Origin of the sequence: Nocardia carnea, assembly GCF_029869215.1 — a bacterium.
In the GTDB taxonomy this organism is placed as follows: Bacteria; Actinomycetota; Actinomycetes; order Mycobacteriales; family Mycobacteriaceae; genus Nocardia; species Nocardia carnea_B.
In genome coordinates this window covers 1-16782 of record NZ_JARWPM010000196.1, presented here as the reverse complement: position 1 = coordinate 16782, position 16782 = coordinate 1, and the positions used below count along the sequence as shown (strand labels likewise).

16 protein-coding genes are annotated in these 16782 nt (G+C 70.3%); 8 read left to right on the top strand and 8 right to left on the bottom strand.

Going from position 1 to position 16782, the window contains the following annotated elements; genetic code table 11:
* Positions 1-30: 30 nt before the first annotated feature.
* The 5 genes from QH276_RS13030 to cobC all read right to left on the bottom strand — a co-directional run bounded on the left by QH276_RS13030 (position 31) and on the right by cobC (position 5239).
* Entirely contained in the window at positions 31-1323 is a 1293-nt protein-coding gene (locus tag QH276_RS13030; RefSeq protein WP_280406745.1) for a bifunctional RNase H/acid phosphatase, read from the bottom strand.
* Between the two features lie 39 nt (positions 1324-1362).
* On the bottom strand, positions 1363-2100 hold the full coding sequence (locus QH276_RS13025) for a zinc ribbon domain-containing protein (protein WP_280402791.1): 738 nt from the start codon (positions 2098-2100) through the stop codon (positions 1363-1365).
* Positions 2101-2215: 115 nt separating this feature from the next.
* Positions 2216-3337, bottom strand: coding sequence for a Nif3-like dinuclear metal center hexameric protein (locus tag QH276_RS13020; RefSeq protein WP_280402792.1), 1122 nt, complete (start codon positions 3335-3337; stop codon positions 2216-2218).
* Positions 3338-3516: 179 nt separating this feature from the next.
* Positions 3517-4059: a nitroreductase/quinone reductase family protein gene (locus QH276_RS13015; RefSeq protein WP_280402793.1), complete on the bottom strand. Its 543-nt coding sequence runs from the start codon at positions 4057-4059 to the stop codon at positions 3517-3519.
* Positions 4060-4195: 136 nt separating this feature from the next.
* Positions 4196-5239 carry an Rv2231c family pyridoxal phosphate-dependent protein CobC gene (gene cobC, locus QH276_RS13010; RefSeq protein WP_280402794.1) on the bottom strand — a complete coding sequence of 348 codons (1044 nt, stop codon included), beginning with the start codon at positions 5237-5239 and terminating at the stop codon, positions 4196-4198.
* 43 nt (positions 5240-5282) lie between these two features.
* Here cobC and QH276_RS13005 point away from each other — a divergent pair, with 43 nt between their 5' ends.
* Positions 5283-5795, top strand: a complete 513-nt coding sequence (locus QH276_RS13005) for a low molecular weight protein-tyrosine-phosphatase (protein WP_280402795.1) — start codon at positions 5283-5285, stop codon at positions 5793-5795.
* Complete coding sequence (locus QH276_RS13000) at positions 5795-6646, top strand: SURF1 family cytochrome oxidase biogenesis protein (protein ID WP_280402796.1); 852 nt, start codon at positions 5795-5797, stop codon at positions 6644-6646. Before QH276_RS13005 ends, QH276_RS13000 begins: the two co-directional genes overlap by 1 nt.
* A 192-nt stretch (positions 6647-6838) precedes the next feature.
* Here QH276_RS13000 and QH276_RS12995 read toward each other — a convergent pair whose 3' ends face one another.
* Positions 6839-7789: a cobalamin biosynthesis protein gene (locus QH276_RS12995; protein WP_280402797.1), complete on the bottom strand. Its 951-nt coding sequence runs from the start codon at positions 7787-7789 to the stop codon at positions 6839-6841.
* 397 nt (positions 7790-8186) lie between these two features.
* On the opposite strand from QH276_RS12995, the gene sigJ reads away from it, so the two are divergent.
* The 4 genes from sigJ to QH276_RS12975 all read left to right on the top strand — a co-directional run bounded on the left by sigJ (position 8187) and on the right by QH276_RS12975 (position 10812).
* Positions 8187-9125, top strand: coding sequence for an RNA polymerase sigma factor SigJ (sigJ, locus tag QH276_RS12990; protein WP_280402798.1), 939 nt, complete (start codon positions 8187-8189; stop codon positions 9123-9125).
* 56 nt (positions 9126-9181) lie between these two features.
* Entirely contained in the window at positions 9182-9697 is a 516-nt protein-coding gene (locus QH276_RS12985) for a gamma carbonic anhydrase family protein (RefSeq protein ID WP_280402799.1), read from the top strand.
* Positions 9698-9871: 174 nt separating this feature from the next.
* Positions 9872-10057: a hypothetical protein gene (locus QH276_RS12980; RefSeq protein WP_280402800.1), complete on the top strand. Its 186-nt coding sequence runs from the start codon at positions 9872-9874 to the stop codon at positions 10055-10057.
* 131 nt (positions 10058-10188) lie between these two features.
* Positions 10189-10812, top strand: coding sequence for a TetR/AcrR family transcriptional regulator (locus tag QH276_RS12975; protein WP_280402801.1), 624 nt, complete (start codon positions 10189-10191; stop codon positions 10810-10812).
* Positions 10813-10818: 6 nt separating this feature from the next.
* Here the strand turns inward: QH276_RS12975 and QH276_RS12970 are convergent, their stop codons facing one another.
* Positions 10819-12651 (bottom strand): Eco57I restriction-modification methylase domain-containing protein, encoded by a 1833-nt coding sequence (locus QH276_RS12970; RefSeq protein WP_280402802.1) that lies wholly within the window; start codon positions 12649-12651, stop codon positions 10819-10821.
* Positions 12652-12863: 212 nt separating this feature from the next.
* Between QH276_RS12970 and QH276_RS12965 the strand changes: the two genes are divergently transcribed.
* A complete protein-coding gene (locus tag QH276_RS12965) occupies positions 12864-14045 on the top strand; it encodes an NAD(P)/FAD-dependent oxidoreductase (RefSeq protein ID WP_280402803.1) in 1182 nt (393 codons plus the stop codon).
* 77 nt (positions 14046-14122) lie between these two features.
* Complete coding sequence (locus tag QH276_RS12960) at positions 14123-15043, top strand: RNA polymerase sigma-70 factor (RefSeq protein ID WP_280402804.1); 921 nt, start codon at positions 14123-14125, stop codon at positions 15041-15043.
* Between the two features lie 101 nt (positions 15044-15144).
* Here the strand turns inward: QH276_RS12960 and QH276_RS12955 are convergent, their stop codons facing one another.
* Positions 15145-16578: an acyl-CoA carboxylase subunit beta gene (locus tag QH276_RS12955; RefSeq protein ID WP_280402805.1), complete on the bottom strand. Its 1434-nt coding sequence runs from the start codon at positions 16576-16578 to the stop codon at positions 15145-15147.
* Positions 16579-16782 lie beyond the last annotated feature (204 nt).

Here is a 16782-nt window from a genome sequence, read left to right as displayed (position 1 = left end):
CCGGGGGGGGGCGGCGGCCGCACCGGCCGGTCAGAGATAGCTCGTATCGTTGACCAGCCGGACCGATGAGCCGCCGTCGGGATAGAACTCCGCCAGCGAGAGCGACGCCAAGTCCAGATGCAGCCGGTAGAGCAGGGACGGGCCGACTCCCAGCGCGAGCTGTAGCAGCGTCTTGATCGGGGTGACGTGGCTGACCACGACGATATTCGCACCCGGATACCGGGCGACCAGGTCGCGGCGGACGTTCTCCACTCGTTCGCGGACCTCGTCGAAACTCTCGCCGCCCGGGGCGGGCAGGGACGGGTCGCCGAGCCAGCGGGCGTGCAGATCGGGGTCGCGTTCGGCGGCTTCCCGGAAGGTGAGGCCTTCCCATTCACCGAAATCGGTTTCGGTGAGGCCCTCGATCACCCGGACCTCGAGCCCCAGCGCCGCGGCCGTCGCCTCGGCGGTTTCCCGGGCGCGGCCGAGCGGGGAGGTGACCACGGCCGCGATATCGCCTTTGGCGGCAAGCGTTTTCGCGGCACGGGCGACCTGTTCCCGGCCCACCGCGGTGAGCGGCGGGTTCCCGCGCCCGGAATAGCGGCGCTGCACCGACAACTCGGTTTGGCCGTGCCGCAGCAGCAGGAATCGGGTGGGGCGGCCGGTCGCACCGGTCCAGCCCGGGGCCCCGGAAAGCCGGGCCGTCGCGCTCCGGGAATCCGCGGCCGGATCCGCCCCCGCCGAACCGGCTGTCGCCCCTGGAACTCCCCCGCGAGCAGGGTCGGCGGCTCCGGCTCCGGCTCCGGCTCCGGCTCCGGCTCCGGCTCCGGCTCCGGCTCCGGCTCCGGCTCCGGACGGCGTGGTAACCGACCGTTGCGCTGCGGTACTGCCCGATGAGGTCGCGGCGACGGCGTCGTGCACCTCGTCGATCAGCGCACCGTCGTCCATGGCCTCGTTCGCGAGCCGGTCGGCGTGGGAATTCTCGGCGCGCGGAATCCAGCGGTAGCTCACCTGCTCGAACCCCGCGGCCAAGCGGCGGGCGCGATCGGCGAGCGGGACCATCGACGCGTGTTTGACCTTCCAGCGGCCCGACATCTGCTCGACCACCAGTTTGGAATCCATCCGCACCGCGACCACCCGCGCACCGAGCTCGGCCGCCGCTTCCAGGCCCGCGATCAGGCCCCGGTATTCGGCGACATTGTTGGTCGTGACGCCGAGCGCTTCCTTACGTTCCGCGAGCACCGCCCCCCGGTCGGCGTCGAACACCACGGCGCCGTAGCCGGCGGGCCCCGGATTGCCCCGGGAGCCCCCGTCGGCCTCGACGATCACCTCGCGCACACTCATTCCGGCCTCCCACCGCATGGCCCCGCCCGGGGCCGGTTCTCACAATCCGGATTCTTTGGTCCGCACCAGCAACGCGCCGCATTCGGGGCAGCGCACCACTACCTCGGGCGCGGTTTTCGCGATCCGCGCGATCTCGCCGCGGTCCAATTCGATCCGGCACGCACCGCAGCGGCGGGCCTGCAGCAGGGCGGCGCCGGTGCCGTGACCGGCGCGCTGACGGTCGTAGACAGCCAGCAATTCTTCCGGGAATTTGCCGACGAGGTTCGCGCGGTCGTTTTCGCAGCGCTGCTGGGCCACCTCGAGATCGGCCATTGCCTGATCGCGGCGTTCGCGGGCGGCGGCGAGATCGGCCTCGGCCTTGTCCAGCCGGGCACCGGCGTGCTCGTGATCGGAGGCGGAGGCCTCGCGGCGCTCCATCACCTCCAGCAGTTCGTCCTCGAGCACCGAGCGGCGGCGTTCCAGGCTGCCGAGTTCGTGCTGCAGTTCCGAGAGCTGTTTGGCGCCGACCGAACCGGCTTCCAGCACCCCGCGGTCGCGTTCCTCGCGTTTGCGGACCGCCTCGATCTCACCCTCGAGTTTGCGGATATCGCGATCCAGATCGTCGAGCACGATCTCCACGGCCACGGCCGCGTCCTTCTGCGCGTTGCGTTCGGTCTCGAACCGGTCGACCTCTTGCTGTTCGGGCAGCACCTTGCGCCGGTGCGCGATCCGCGTCAGCTCGGTGTCGACCTCGGCGAGACGCAGCAGTTGGGCCTGAATCGATGGTTCGACATTCAACGCGAACGAACTCCCTGCACGCTGTGGACGGATAGAACGTCCACCGTACTCGGTCGCCGGACCGGTCCCTCGGGCGCCGGTCCGAAGAGGTCACCGCGATTCCGGACCGGCCACCTCAGCGGCCGCAGCCGACGGTCCACGGGTCGGTCCGCACCTCCGACACCCGGGTTTCCAGCTCGGGCAGCCCGGCCCGGACCACACCGGCGGCCTGCGCGCACCACGGGAACTCGGTGGCCCAGTGCGCGGCATCGATCAGCGCCGGACCGGTCCGGCGCAGATGTTCGTCGACAGGATGATGGCGCAGGTCGGCGGTGAGATAGGCGTCCATACCGAGCCGGGTGGCGGCCTCGATCAGCGAATCCCCCGCGCCACCGCAGACGGCGACGCGGCGCAGCACGCGATCGGGGTCGCCGGCGGAGCGCACCCCCCAGGTGGTCGCCGGCAGGGCGGCGGCGGCGCGGGCGGTGAACTCGCGCAATGTCAGCGGTCCGGGCAGCGTGCCGACGCGGCCCAGGCCGAGGTTGCCGGGGAGGGCGGCGCGTTCGGTCACGTGATAGGCGGGTTCCTCGTAGGGGTGTGCTTCGCGCAGCGCCGCCAGGATCGCCGCGCGGGCGCGTGGCGCGGCGACGACCTCGATCCGGTCCTCGGCCACCCGGGTCAGCTCGCCCACCGCGCCGACGGCCGGATTCGCACCGTCGAGCGGCCGGAACTGGCCCGTGCCGGTGACCCGCCACGCCGCCTCCCGATAGTCACCGGAACCGCCGGCGCCCGCGGTGAACAGGGCCGCGAGCACTGCCTCGGCATGCTCGACCGGCACCTGAACGCTCCATTTGTCAACGGCCGGAACGGGTTTCGGGTCCAGTGGACCGGTGACCGTCAGCCCGAGCGCCGCCGCGAGCGCGTCGGAAACGCCGGGATCGGCGGAATCGGCGTTGGTATGCGCGGTGAACAGGGCACAGCCCGCCCGGACGAGCCGGTGGATCAGGGCACCTTTCGGCCGGTCGGCCGCCACACTGTCCACACCCCGCAGCAACAGCGGATGGTGCGCGACCAGCGCCTGCGCACCCCATGCCACCGCTTCGTCGACCACGGCCGCGGTGACATCGACAGCGAACAGCACCCGCCGCACGTCTTCGTCCGGATCCCCGCACACCAGCCCCACCGAATCCCACGATTCGGCCAGCCGGGGCGGATAGGCCGTCTCCAGCGTCTCGATCAGTTCCGCGAGCCTCGCCACACCACACCTTTCGTAGACCGCCACCCGGCAGCACCCGCCGGGTGGCTCCCGTACGCCGCACCGCGCATCGCCGGTGCAGCGAGTACCGCACCGGCGACGGATACCACGACGTCGATCTCCGCGCGCGATGGGCGGGATCGACGATCCGGCAACAATAATGCGGGCGGCGCTCGCGTTTTCTACCCGGTCTCGTGGGTGCGGGCGGGTTCGTGGCCCGCGCCGTCGAGGGTCAGCACGACCAGCGGCATGGGCCGGTCGATCTTGGACTGGAAGTCCGCCAGCAAGGGGTTGTGGGCCAGCACCCAGGCGGCGAATTCGTCGTACTCCGCACCTTCGAGCACCTTGCCGGTCGCCTGATAGGTCTTGTCCCGGAGCTCGACGGTGACCTGTGGATTCGCCTTGATGTTGTACCACCAGGCCGGGTACTTGTCTTCGATGAACGAGCTCACGTACATGGTGTCGCCCCGGTACAAGGGCCCGAGCGGAGTCGTATGCCGCTTACCGCTCTTGGCTCCCGTGGTGGTGAGCAGGATGAGGTCGCCGCCGGCGTAGGCACCGCCCACCTTGCCCGAGTTCTCCCGGAACTCCTTGATCACGTCATCGTTCCAGTGGGCGATACCGACCTGCTCGTCCCAGGCCTGGTTCCATGGCGCGTTCGGGTCGTCGTAGTCGGTGATCTCGGTCTGCTCCGGCTGTGCCGCGGTCGAGTTGATTTCGCTCATGAGTCGAGTGTGTCGCGGATTCAGGCCACTTTCCGTCCTGAATCAACCCGGCCCGGCTGTGGTGCGGGACAATTTCCGGCCACGTCGATATCCGAACCCGCCCGATCGGTCCTCGACAGGGCTCGAGCCGTAACAGTCAGTCCGGTACCCCGGCGGCGCGCAGGGCCTCGACGAGCCGATCGACCTCCGCGGCGGGGCGCACCGCGACGCGCAGGTGGTCGGGCCCCAGCCCGGGGAAGGTATCGCAGCGCCGCACGGCGATTCCCTGCTCCCGCAGATGTGTGCGCACCAGCTCCCCGTCCCGAACCTCGAGCAAGAGGAACGGTGCCGCCGCCGGCGCACCGACCTCGGCCCCGGCCGCGGCCAGCCGCTCGGCCATCGCCGCCCGGTCGCGGGCGAGCCGCAACGCCGCCTCCGCGGTTTCGGCGACCGCTCGCGCCGACGCCGTCGCGGTGATCGCCGCGAGCTGCAGAGTGCCCAACGGCCAATGCGCGCGACCCCGGACGAGCCGCCCCAGCAGTTCGGGCGCACCGAGCAGATAACCGCAGCGCAGCCCGGCCAGCGCCCAGGTCTTGGTGAGGCTACGCAATACCAGCAGCCCGTCTCCGGCCTGCGCGGCCAGCGTTTCCGGTTCCCCGGGCACGGCGTCCATGAACGCCTCGTCCACCACGACGACCCGGCCGGGGCGTTGCAGCGCACGCAGAGTTCGTGCGGGATGCAGCACCGAGGTCGGATTGGTGGGGTTACCGACGACCACCAGATCGGCTTCCTCGGGAACCAGCGCCGGGTCCAGGGTGTAGGGCGGTTCCAGCACGACCCGGGTCACCGGCACCCCGGCCTCGCGCAGCGCGAGCTCGGGTTCGGTGAACGACGGGTGCACCACCGCGGCCAGCCGCGGGTTCAGCCGCGGGAGCAGGGCGAAACCCTCCGCACCGCCGGCCAGGGTCAGGACGTGATCGGCGGCGACCCCGTGCCGGGCCGCGACCGCTTCCCGGGCGATCCGGTCCTCCGCGGCCGACGGGTACCGCCCGAGCGAATCCAGCGCCGCGGCCAGCCGTTCCCGTAGCCACCGCGGCGGCGCGCTGCCCTGCACGTTCACCGCGAAATCGAGCAGCCCGGGCAGCGCTTCCACATCGCCGTGATGACGGAGGCCGGCGAGATCGACGTGATCGGCGAGCATGAGACGCACCCTACGTGGCGCCCGCGGCGCCCGACCCGCCAGAATGGCTGTCGTGGGTGAGCTGCACATATCGTTCGTCTGTACCGGCAATATCTGCCGGTCGCCGATGGCGGAGAAGATCCTGGCCGGGCACTTGTCGCGGGCCGGCCTGGCCGACCGGGTCCGGGTGAGCAGCGCGGGCACCCACGGCTGGCATGCCGGGGCGGAGGCCGATCCGCGCACCACCGCGACCCTGCGCCGCCACGGCTACCCCATCGGGCACCGGGCCGCGGAGTTCGGTGCCGAGCACTACGACGCCGATCTCGTCGTCGCCATGACCACCGAACACGACCGGCATCTCGCCGTCCGCGGGGTTCCGGCGCAGCGGCGCCGGCTGCTGCGGAGTTTCGACCCGGCCGCCGACGGCCTCGACGTGCCCGACCCCTACTACAGTTCGGACGCCGCGTTCGACCTGGTCCGCACGCAGATAGAAGCCGCCGTCCCCGGCCTGCTGGACTGGGTCCGGGCGACCCTCGCGGCCCGCGCCGCCCGCGCCGGCGAACCGGAGCCCGCCTGATGCGCCGCCTGACCTTCCTGCTGCGCCCCGGCTGGCTGATCCTGGCCGCGGTGGTCGCGGCGTTCGCCTATCTGTGTTTCACGGTGCTGGCGCCGTGGCAGCTGGGCAAGAACGAGAGCACCTCCGAACGCAACCAGTTGATCGAGGATTCGGTGGACGCCGATCCGGTGCCGGTCACCGATCTGCTCGACGGCGATACCGGCGCGGCCAGCGAATGGCGGAAGGTGTACGCCGAGGGCAGCTATGTCCCGGATTCGACGGTGCTCGTCCGGTTGCGCCATCTCGACGGTGCCCCCGCCTACGGGGTCCTCGCGGCGTTCACCCTCACCGACGGCCGCACCCTGCTGGTCGACCGCGGGCTGGTCGCCGCCGTGGACGGTTCGCAACCACCCTCGATCGAGCCCGCGCCCACCGGCACCCAGCGGGTCGAGGCGCGGGTGCGGGTCTCGGAGAACGTCGATCCGGAGCGTGCCCCGGCCGTGCAGAACGGTGTCCCGCACGTCTACTCGATCGACGTCCCGCAGGAAACCACCGTCCTGAATCTGCCGCTGACCCCTGTTCCGGTCGGTGAGCGCGGCGCCTACCTGCAACTCGCCGAGGACCAGCCGGGCGCATTCACCCCCGTACCGCTGCCCCAGCTCGACTCCGGCCCCTACCTCTCCTACGGCCTGCAGTGGCTGGCCTTCGGCATCATGGCGCCGCTCGGCCTCGGCTATTTCGTCTGGGCGGAGATCCGCGAACGCCGCCGGTCACGCGCCGCCCCGGAGCAACCCGAACCGGCCGAAACCGACCCGGAACCGGTCACTACGGAAGCACGCCTCGCCGACCGCTACGGCCGCACCCCCCGCTGACGAACACCCCGTCACACAGCACTTCGACAGCCAGCCCCACACGCGCCGACCGCTGGATCGTCTGCGACCGCGTTCGAGAATACAGGGCCGGCAGCTCGCCTGGCTGCCGGCGCGAGGTAACCGAATTCGCGAAAGAGATCGCGTAGATGCGCAGGGGGCGATGCCCGCCATCGTCCTGAGAGGGCCGTTTGCTCAGCGGCCGCGGGTGCGGCGCCGCTCCCGCGGTATCGCGCACAGTGGAGCCAACACCACGGCCGAGACGAGTGCGGCGTATTGCACCAGCTCCGACAGCCGCACGGCCCGGCGCAGATCGGCAACGGTCGGCGCCGGGCCGCTGCCCAGTTCGGGCCGCTGTTCGACGCCGTGCCGGTATTCGGTGCGCCCGCCGAGCCGGATACCGAGTGCCCCGGCCGCCGCGGCCTCCACCACGCCCGCGTTCGGACTCGGATGCCGGGCGGCGTCCCGGCGCCACACCCGCACCACCGCACCCGGCCGTCCTCCGACCATCGGCGCCACCGCGGCGGTCAGCAACCCGGTCACCCGGGCGGGCAGCAGATTCGCGAGATCGTCGAGGCGGGCGGCCGCCCAGCCGAACCGCCGATAGCGCTGGTTGCGATAGCCGATCATCGCGTCGAGCGTGTTCACCGCCCGATACCCCAGCAGACCCGGCACACCCGCCACGGCACCCCACAGCAGCGGTGCGACCGCGGCATCCGAGGTGTTCTCCGCGATCGACTCCAGTGCCGCCCGCGCCAGCCCGTCGGCATCGAGCACCTCGGGGTCGCGCCCGCAGAGCGCGGGCAGCAACTCCCGGGCCCCGGCCACATCGCCGGACTCCAGCCGCCCCGCCATTTCCCGCCCGGTCCGTACGAGACTCCGGCCGCCCAGCACCGTCCAGGTCGCCAGGGCCACCGGCAGCACACCGCCGCGACGCACCACCAGACCCGCCCCCACGGTGGCGCCGACCAGGACCGCCTCGTGCACGATTCCGGCTCGGCGCCGATCCGCGTAGGTGATCGTTTCCAGCGACGCCGCGAGCATCCCGAACCCGGCCACCGGATGCAGGCGCCGCGGGTCGCCGAACACTCGATCCAACGCGAACCCGGCAAGTAGCCCGGCCGCGGTCGAAGCACCTCTACGCACCCGGTGAGCGTAGCCATTCAGCGCGCACTGCCTACCTTGGTGGTGGGCGCACGCCCGCGGTCGGCGCGGTACAGCTCCGAATCGGCCGACCCGCGCGCACCACGGCGCTCCGAACACGGCTCGGCCGAAGACCCGGGCCCGACACGCACCCCGCGACCGGCCGGATCCCCGGCACAGCTGTCCACCGACGGGACGATCAAGGGCGCACTGCGGTCCGGCCGACAGCTCGCGACCCCGGCGCACCGCCGGGCGGTGCACGGCGGTGGCAGGATCGGGAGAGCCGCGCGTCGATGCGGCAATATCCGGGCGCACGGCGCGGTTGTCACAGAGCAGATGCCGGTTTCGTCGTCTCGGCGACACCGTTGCGCCCCCCGGGCTCGAACACAGAGGATTCGCAGTGACCGACCGATCCGCTCCCGCCGACCTGGCCGCTCGTTTCGAAGAACTGCGCCCGTACCTGCGCCGGCTCGCCTACAGCACCCTCGGCAGTCTCGCCGACGCCGACGATGTGGTGCAGGAGGCGTGGCTGCGGTTACAGCGGCATCGGGAATCCGGCGGTGCCCCGATCGACAACTTGCAGGCGTGGCTCACCACCGTCGTCGGGCGGCTGGCCCTGGATCAACTCGGGTCGGCGCGGGTCCGGCGGGAGCAGTATGTGGGCGAATGGCTGCCCGAACCCGCGGTCGCCGAATGGGAGGATCCGGCCGACCGGATCTCGCAGGACGAACGCGTCACCATGGCGCTGCTGGTGGTCCTGGAATCGCTGTCCCCGGCCGAGCGCACCGCCTTCGTGTTGCAGGATGTGTTCGGGATGGCGGGCCCGGAGGTCGCCGAGGTGGTGGGCCGCACCCCGGCCGCGGTCCGCCAGCTGGCCTCCCGGGCCCGGAAACGGGTGGAGGACGGGACGCCGCGGTTCCCGGCGTCGCCGGACGAACACCGCAAGGTGGTGTCGGCGTTCGCGCTGGCCTGGCGGTCCGGGGATATGAACGCGCTGCTGGGCGTGCTGGACGAGCGGGTCACACTCACCGCGGACGGCGGCGGGAAGGTCCCGGCCATCCGCAAACCGGTGCGCGGCGCCGAACTCATCGCCAAGATGCTGCTCGGCTGGTATCACGCACCGTCGGCGCCCGGCGGATGGGGTCGTTCGATCGAGGTCAACGGCACGCCGGGCCTGCTGGTGTTCGACGGTCGGCATCCGGGGATCTTCTCCTTCACCGTCGACGCGGGCCGGATCACCGCCATCCACGCCGTCCGCAATCCCGACAAACTGCGCAACCTGCCCGACGATATCGACGCCGAATGGCTCCTGAACCCGGCCGCGCCCGGTGACGAGTGAGGCGGCGCAGGGGCTCGTATCCCCGGACCCGGGAACCGGCGGGTTAAGTTCGGTGCATGAGGATCGAAGTCAGCGGCCATCAGCCGGATATCCACGAGACCGCGTGGATCGCGCCCACTGCCTGCGTGATCGGCAAAGTGAAGCTCGAGGCCCAGGCCAGCGTCTGGTACAACGCTGTGCTGCGCGGGGATACCGAACTGATCACCGTGGGTGAGCGCAGCAATATCCAGGACGGCTGTGTACTGCACGCCGACCCCGGCTTCCCGACCACGGTCGGCGCCGGGGTGTCGGTGGGTCACAATGCGATCCTGCACGGCTGCACCGTCGAGGACGACTGCCTGATCGGGATGGGCGCGACCGTACTCAACGGCGCCGTGATCGGGCGCGGCAGCCTGATCGCGGCCAACGCGCTGATCCCCGAGGGCGCGCAGATCCCGCCGGGGTCGCTGGTCGCCGGTGTGCCCGGGAAGGTGCGCCGCGAACTGACCCCCGAACAGCAGCGTGGGCTCGAGCTCAATGCCATGGTCTACCTGCACCACACTTCCGAACATCGCACCGCGAAGGAGGTGTGAGACAGACCCCGGGAGACATTTTTCTGGACAATCGTCCAGTTGTTGGCTGATACGATGGAACCAACGTATCCGGGGAGACGGGCGAGCTCGAAACCCACTGTCCTGCAAGGCGTCGGCGTTTCGGGCGGGCCCCGAACACGTGGGCACCACGGGTGCCGGCAGGAGGTTTGACGGGTGGCGTGTGAGCGTTCCGAAACGCGCCGGTCGAACAGTCGGGTCAGCGTGGCCGATATCGCCGCGCAGCCCGGGGGGATCGAGGCGCTGCGCCGGCGGGTCCACGAACTCCGCTCTCGCGGAGTGGATTTCGCGGCCAACGCGATAGAACACGAGATGGCCGAACTGGACCTGCCGCCGGAGTGACGCCGGCACGAAACCTGGCGGCGGAGCATCGAGCCTGTTCGGAGTGCGGTGCCCACGGCCGGTGGAGGCCGCGGTGCGGCGGAGGTATCGCATCACGCGGAGCACACAAGGTCCGATACAGTGTGGAAACCATGCCACCCGTACCGCCGATCCTGCAGCGCATCCTGTCCGAACCTCCCGCCGACAGCGTGAAGGTGCTCGACAGCGCGTTATCGGCGTTCCTGGATTTCGGTATCAAACGCACCAGCATGGGCGAGATCGCGCGCCGCGCCGGGATCAGCCCCGCCACCCTGTACCGCCGCTTCGAATCGAAGAACGACCTGGTGGAAGCAGTGACGATCCGGGAGGCGCAACGCTTCGTCGTCAAAATCGACAACCGGGTGCGCACGGTGGCCGGCTCCGAGGATCAGCTCGTGGAGATCTTCGTCGCCTTCATCTCCGCCATCGCCGGTAACCCGCTGCTGCTGCGCCTGCTGCGCACCGAACCCGACCTGGTACTACCCCGCCTCACCACCGAAGCCGGTCCGATCCTGGCGGTCGGCCGCACCTATCTGGCCGCAAAACTACGCGAACTGAGCGACAGCGGCGACAACGCCGATTTCGACCCCGACCTGATCGCCGAGATCATGGCCCGGCTGGCGCAATCCCTGGCACTCACCCCCGACGGTCTCATTCCCATCGAAGACGAAGCGGCCGGCCGGGAATTCGCCCGGCGCACCCTGCTCCCGATGGTGTCCGGGCACAAACCCGGCTGACCACGCTCATACCGCGAACGACCGGTTGACCAGTTCGTCCAGTTCGCTCTGCGCGGCCGGCCCGGGATCCGGACCCTGGGCCAGCTCACGGACCAGCCGTACGATCGCGGCGGCGCATGCGGTCGCCGGATCCGGTACCGGCAGCCGCGAAACGTACTGGGTTATCCAGCGCCGGCGACCGGAATACAGCCGGTTGCCACAGACCGCATCGTAGAAGCGCACCCCCAGCGACGAGTTCGCGACACCCATCATCAAACAGGCCAGCTCCTCGGCGCGGTCTTCATTACCGAGATCGGACAGCGAAACCCAGTAGCAGTCGCCGTTGACCACCGCCCCCGAACGGTCCAGCGCGAACCGCGGCCGATCGCTGATATCCGGGAACACCAGCTTGGGCACCCGCCACAGATGCGGCCGTTGCGGCACCCAGTGCTCGAACCACTGGCGGCCGGCTCCGGTGAGATAACTCCGCGCGCTGAGCACCTCGCGATGCTGTTCCAGATAGGCCGCGGTACGCGGATAACGCGCCAGGTCCACCGGTCTCCGGCGCGGATGGTCCAGGTCGTACGGGTACAGGACCCGAGTCTCGCGCCGCCGCACGATTCGCCACGGCCGCAGATCGTGATGGGTGATGAGGTCGCACAGCAGCTCCGGTTCGGCCGCCGGATCGCCCCAGTGCGCCGCGATGAAAATCCTGTCGGCATTGGTCTTGATTCCCACCCGGATACGTCCCAGCTCCCCGAAGGTGCGCCACATCCGCTCGGCGACCCCGCGCAACCAGTCGTCGTGCCCCACCCGCGACATCCGCCACCCCATCGCGGCCGCCGCCGCGCCGGGCTCGGTCGCCAGCTCCCCCACCGTCACCGCGAACCGGCGGCCCTGCCGCCACACCATGGCATCGGCGGTTCCGCCCAGAGCCGCGAACAGATCGCGCTCACCGTCCCCGGCCGCCGGGCTTCCCATGGGTCCGGTGGTGCCGCGCGACACGCTTGCGGTGGGCTCGACCACCGTCCCCGGCGTCTCCCGCGCCGAGCCCGCCGAACCATGTTCGGCGGGCAGTTCCGAGCCCGGCGCTCCCGCGGCCGGTATCGTGCCGGCCGAACCCCCGATCCTTCCGGTCCCGGTGGCCTCGGCCCCCTCCTCGTAGACCGACACGTACCGGCACTTCCCCCGAGTCCCGCCGCGCACGGCAATCGTCACCGCCGGTAGTACCGCCGCCTCGAACAGCTTGGTATCCCCCAGGTCATACAGTTCCACCGGCGTCAGATCGGCCAGCAACACCCTCCGCAGGTTCGCTCCCGCCTTGGTGGTGAGAAAACGATTGGCGCACAACAGGCCCAGTACCGCGCCCGGTGCCATCAAGGGCGGCAGCGCCGCGACGAACGGATGGGTGAGATCGATCCGGCCGCGCAACCCGAACTGCCCGCGCAACGCCAGCGCCGCCTCCCCACCCAACTGCTGCGTGCGCACATACGGCGGATTCGCGATCACCACGTCGAACGATTCGGCGGGCATATCCGCACACTCGGCCAGAAAATCCCGCCTGCGCCATTGCGCGCCGATTCCCGACTCCGCGGCCCGCTGCCGAGCCAGCGCCAGCCCTGCCGGATCCAGGTCGTACCCCACCAGTTCGACCGGAATCCCCGGCAGCCGGTCGGCCAGCGCGTCCCTCATCGCGAACAACAGCTCCCCGGCGCCACACGCCGGATCGAGGACCCGAACCGGTCCCGACATGCTGATCCGCGCCGCCACCCGGCCCGCCAGAAAACCCGCAAGCGCGGGCGGCGTGTAGTGCCGGCCATGACGTTTCCGCTCGCGAGCCCCCGCTCCATCGCGTCCCATCTGCGCATTGTCGTCGACCGGAACCGGTGACGGGCGACTTCGTGCTTATTCGACCCGGCGGCGTGGCGGGGCGCAGGCGCGATAACCGTTCATTTCTGCGGCACAGCCGGCGCCGCGTGCGTGATATAGATCACCCTTCTTGGCGTCACGTTCTCCGCGACCTGTCTGTCTCATAGCCGACCCCGCACGATGCGCCGCAGAAGGAGCAAGTGATGAACACCGGCACCACCCACGAGATCGTCGTCCTCGGAGCCGGCTACGCCGGCCTGATCGCCACGGCCCGGCTGGCCCGCTATACCCGCAGGTCGAACACTCATATCACCGTGGTGAACCCGTCGACCCGCTTCACCGAGCGGTTGCGCATGCACCAGGTCGCGGCAGGTCAGGAACTGACGGACTTCCAGATCCCCGACCTGTTGGCGGGCACCGGCGTGGAGTTCCATCAAGGGTCGGCCATCGCCATCGACCCCACCGGCCGGCAGGTCGGCCTCGACGACGGTACGGTCCTGCACTACGACACTCTGGTCTACGCACTCGGCAGCACCACCGACACCGGCATCGTCCCGGGCGCGGCGGATCACGCCTGGACCCTGGACGATCCCCGGACGGCACGTCATTTCTCGGAACGACTGCCCGCACTCGCGGCCGCGGGCGGGACGGTCACCGTCTGCGGTGGCGGACTCACCGGTATCGAGGCAGCCGCCGAAATCGCCGAGGCGTACCCCGCGCTGACCGTCACCATGGTCAGCGCCACCGAACCCGGCGCCATGATGGGCGATAAGGCGCGCGCTCACCTCAACCGTGTCCTGGACCGGCTGGGTGTCGTGCGCAGGGTGGGTGTGAAGGCCGGCAAAGTGCTGCCCGCGGCCGTGCGCTTGGACACCGGCGAACTCGTCGACTCGGATCTGACCCTGTGGACCACCGGCGTGCGGGTGTCCCCGCTCGCCACGGAGTCCGGGATCGCCACCAGCGCACAGGGCCTGATCATCACCAACCCCACGCTGCGGTCGGTCTCCCATCCGGATATCCACGCCATCGGCGACGCCGCCCTGGTCCGGCAACCCTGGGGACAGCTCCACGGCACCTGCCAGAGTGGCGTGGTCACCGCTGATTACACCGCGACTGTGATCGCCCGGCTGCTGCGCGGAAAGGCACCGAAGCCACTGCGTTTCGGCTACTTCCACCAGCCGGTGAGCCTGGGCCGCAAGGACGCCGTCATTCAGTTCACCCGGGCCGACGACTCGCCGACCCGGTGGTATCTCAAAGGCAAGGCCGCAGTGATCTACAAGGAGCAGGTCAGCAGCACCCCGCCGGTAGCGGCGAAGATGAGCCGCTACGTCGAGATGCCGGTTCAGTTGTCGAAAGGTGGCCGCGCCACCCGGAAGATTGCCTGACAGACCCGGCACCCCCGAGAACTCCGCGGCTGCATCCCGGCCCGGCCGTCCGGGCCGGGACCGGAGGAAGGATATCCATGCCAGAGCACAGCGCAGATCCACCGTCGCCGGATCTGCCCCGCAACACGACCGCCGACCCCTTCGCCGAGCACCGCCGTTTGCTCTTCGCCACCGCGTACCACCTGCTGGGCAGTGTCGCCGACACCGAGGACATCCTCCAGGACGCGTGGCTGAAATGGAATGCCGTGGATCCGGCTTCGGTGGACCACCCCAAGGCCTACCTGGTGCGCACTGTCACCAACCTGGCCCTCAACCGCCTGACGTCCGCCCGGACCACCCGGGAAACCTATATCGGTCCGTGGCTTCCCGAACCGCTGCTCACCACGCCCAACGCCGCCGAGGAGACCGAAATGGCCGATACCGTGTCCACCGCCGTGCTGGTCGTCCTCGAAACCCTCAACCCCGTCGAGCGAGCTGTTTTCGTGCTGCGGGAGGTCTTCGGTTATTCACACACCGAAATCGGCGATCTCCTCGACCGCCCGGAGGCCACCGTCCGTCAGATCTCGCACCGCGCCCGCTCGCACGTCCAGTCCCGCCGCCCCCGCTTCGGCGCGGACGACGCCACCCGCCGTGAGGTCACCGAGAAGTTCATGGCCGCCTGCCACGGCGGTGACCTCCCCGCCCTCCTGGAACTGCTCGCACCGGACGTGACGTTGTGGAACGACGGCGGCGGTATCGTCACAGCCGCCCGGCGCCCGCTCCACGGGCCGGATCATGTGGCCCGCTGGCTGCTGGGCGTGATGGCCAAACCGACCTCCGCCGGCATTCGCCTCGAATCCGCGATGGTCAACGGCGAGCTGAGCGTTATCGGCAGCATCGGCGAATATCGTGTCGGTGCACTCACCTACGACATTCACGAAGGACGCATCGAGAACATCCGCTTTCAGGTCAATCCCGAGAAACTGAACGGCATTCGCACCGTGGAAGACGGCTCATAAACCCTCGCCCGCATCTTCGCCTCCCGCCGCCGGCGCACCTCGTGCCCGACCTGCTGTCCGGAGCAGTCGACCGGTCCGCCCGCGGCACAAAGACTCGCGGTCTACAGGGGGATGTTCTTGTGGTGACTGGGCCGGGAGGGCACCGCCGCGAGGGCTTCGGCGATCTTGCTGCGGGTACGGGCCGGGTCGATGACCTCGTCGACGACGCCGATGGACAGCGCCCGCTCCACACCGCCGGCGATGGCCTCGTGTTCGGCGGTGAGCCGTTCGTGCAGCGCTTCGCGCTCCGCTTCCGGCGCGGCCGCCAGAGCCTTCTTGTGCAGGATGCCGACCGCGGCCTTGGCACCCATCACCGCGACCTCCGAGCCCGGCCAGGCATACACCGCGGTGGCGCCCAGCGAGCGGGCGTTCATCGCGATATAGGCGCCGCCGTAGATCTTGCGGGTGACCAGGGTGACCCGCGGCACCCGGGCTTCGGCGAAGGCGTGCAGCAGCTTCGCGCCGCGCCGGACCACACCGTCCCATTCCTGGCCCACGCCGGGCAGGTATCCGGGAACGTCGGTGATCACGATCAGCGGGATACCGAAGGCATCGCACAACCGGACGAACCGGGCCGCTTTCTCGGCGCTCTTGGAGTCGAGGCAGCCACCCAGCCGCAGCGGGTTGTTCGCCAGCACACCCACCGTGCGACCGGCGAGCCGGCCGAGACCGGTGACCATGGACCGGGCGTATCCGCCCTGGAGTTCTTCGAAGCTGGATTCGCCGTCGACATTGTCGAGCAGTTCGTGCACCAGCGGTTTGACGTCATAGGCGCGTTTGGCCGATTCCGGCAGCATGGCCCGCAGGTCGACATTGCCGTGTTCGGCCGCGACCGGGTCGAATTCGCCCTGTTCGGCAAACATCGAGACCAGGCGGCGCGCCCGATGCACGGCGTCGGCCTCGTCGTCGGCGACGATATGGGTGACGCCGGACTTCTTACCGTGGGTTTCGGGACCACCGAGGGTGGCCATATCCACCTGTTCACCGGTCACGCTGCGCACCACATCGGGGCCGGTGACGAACACCCGGCCCTCGGGCGCCATGATCACGATATCGGTCAGCGCGGGACCGTAGGCGGCGCCGCCGGCGGCGAAACCGAGCACCACCGAGATCTGCGGTACCAGGCCGGACGCGCGCACCATGGCCTCGAACACCAAGCCGACGGCGTGCAGCGCCTCGACCCCCTCGGCGAGGCGCGCCCCACCGGAATGCCACAGGCCGACCACCGGCACACCGGAGTCGATGGCGGTATCGATGGCGGCGACGATGTGCTTGCAGCCCTCGACACCCATCGCGCCACCCATCACGGTGGCGTCCGAGCAGTAGGCGACCGTCCGCACGCCGTCCACCTCGCCGATCGCGGCGAGCACACCGGACTTGTCCCGCGGATGCAGCGGGAGCACGGTACCGGGGTCGAAGAAGCGTTGCAGCCGGCCGAGGGGGTCACGCGGGTCTGTCGCGGTTTCCTGGTGGCGGGCCGGGGCCATGGTTGTCATCGCGTTCTCTCCTCGATGATGTGTGGCCGGGCACGGGCCACAGGTGTCGAAAGCCCGCGCGGGGGGGGGGGGGGGGGGGGGCGGCCCGCCCCCCCCCCCCCCCCCCAAACACACCCCCCCCCCCCCGGGGGGGGGCCCCCCGGGCCCCCCCCCCCCCCCCCCCGCGCGGGCTTTCGACACCTGTGGCCCGTGCCCGGCCACACA

Bases quoted from the DNA above. Each gene is read 5' to 3' on its own strand.
- QH276_RS13030 (WP_280406745.1), bottom strand. From the start codon at position 1,323: ATGAGTGTGCGCGAGGTGATCGTCGAGGCCGACGGGGGCTCCCGGGGC.
- QH276_RS12960 (WP_280402804.1), top strand. From the start codon at position 14,123: ATGCCAGAGCACAGCGCAGATCCACCGTCGCCGGATCTGCCCCGCAAC.
- QH276_RS12955 (WP_280402805.1), bottom strand. From the start codon at position 16,578: ATGACAACCATGGCCCCGGCCCGCCACCAGGAAACCGCGACAGACCCG.
- cobC (WP_280402794.1), bottom strand. From the start codon at position 5,239: ATGCTCGCCGATCACGTCGATCTCGCCGGCCTCCGTCATCACGGCGAT.
- QH276_RS13015 (WP_280402793.1), bottom strand. From the start codon at position 4,059: ATGAGCGAAATCAACTCGACCGCGGCACAGCCGGAGCAGACCGAGATC.
- QH276_RS12975 (WP_280402801.1), top strand. From the start codon at position 10,189: ATGCCACCCGTACCGCCGATCCTGCAGCGCATCCTGTCCGAACCTCCC.
- QH276_RS13005 (WP_280402795.1), top strand. From the start codon at position 5,283: ATGGCTGTCGTGGGTGAGCTGCACATATCGTTCGTCTGTACCGGCAAT.
- QH276_RS12985 (WP_280402799.1), top strand. From the start codon at position 9,182: ATGAGGATCGAAGTCAGCGGCCATCAGCCGGATATCCACGAGACCGCG.
- QH276_RS12970 (WP_280402802.1), bottom strand. From the start codon at position 12,651: ATGGGACGCGATGGAGCGGGGGCTCGCGAGCGGAAACGTCATGGCCGG.
- QH276_RS13000 (WP_280402796.1), top strand. From the start codon at position 5,795: ATGCGCCGCCTGACCTTCCTGCTGCGCCCCGGCTGGCTGATCCTGGCC.
- QH276_RS12965 (WP_280402803.1), top strand. From the start codon at position 12,864: ATGAACACCGGCACCACCCACGAGATCGTCGTCCTCGGAGCCGGCTAC.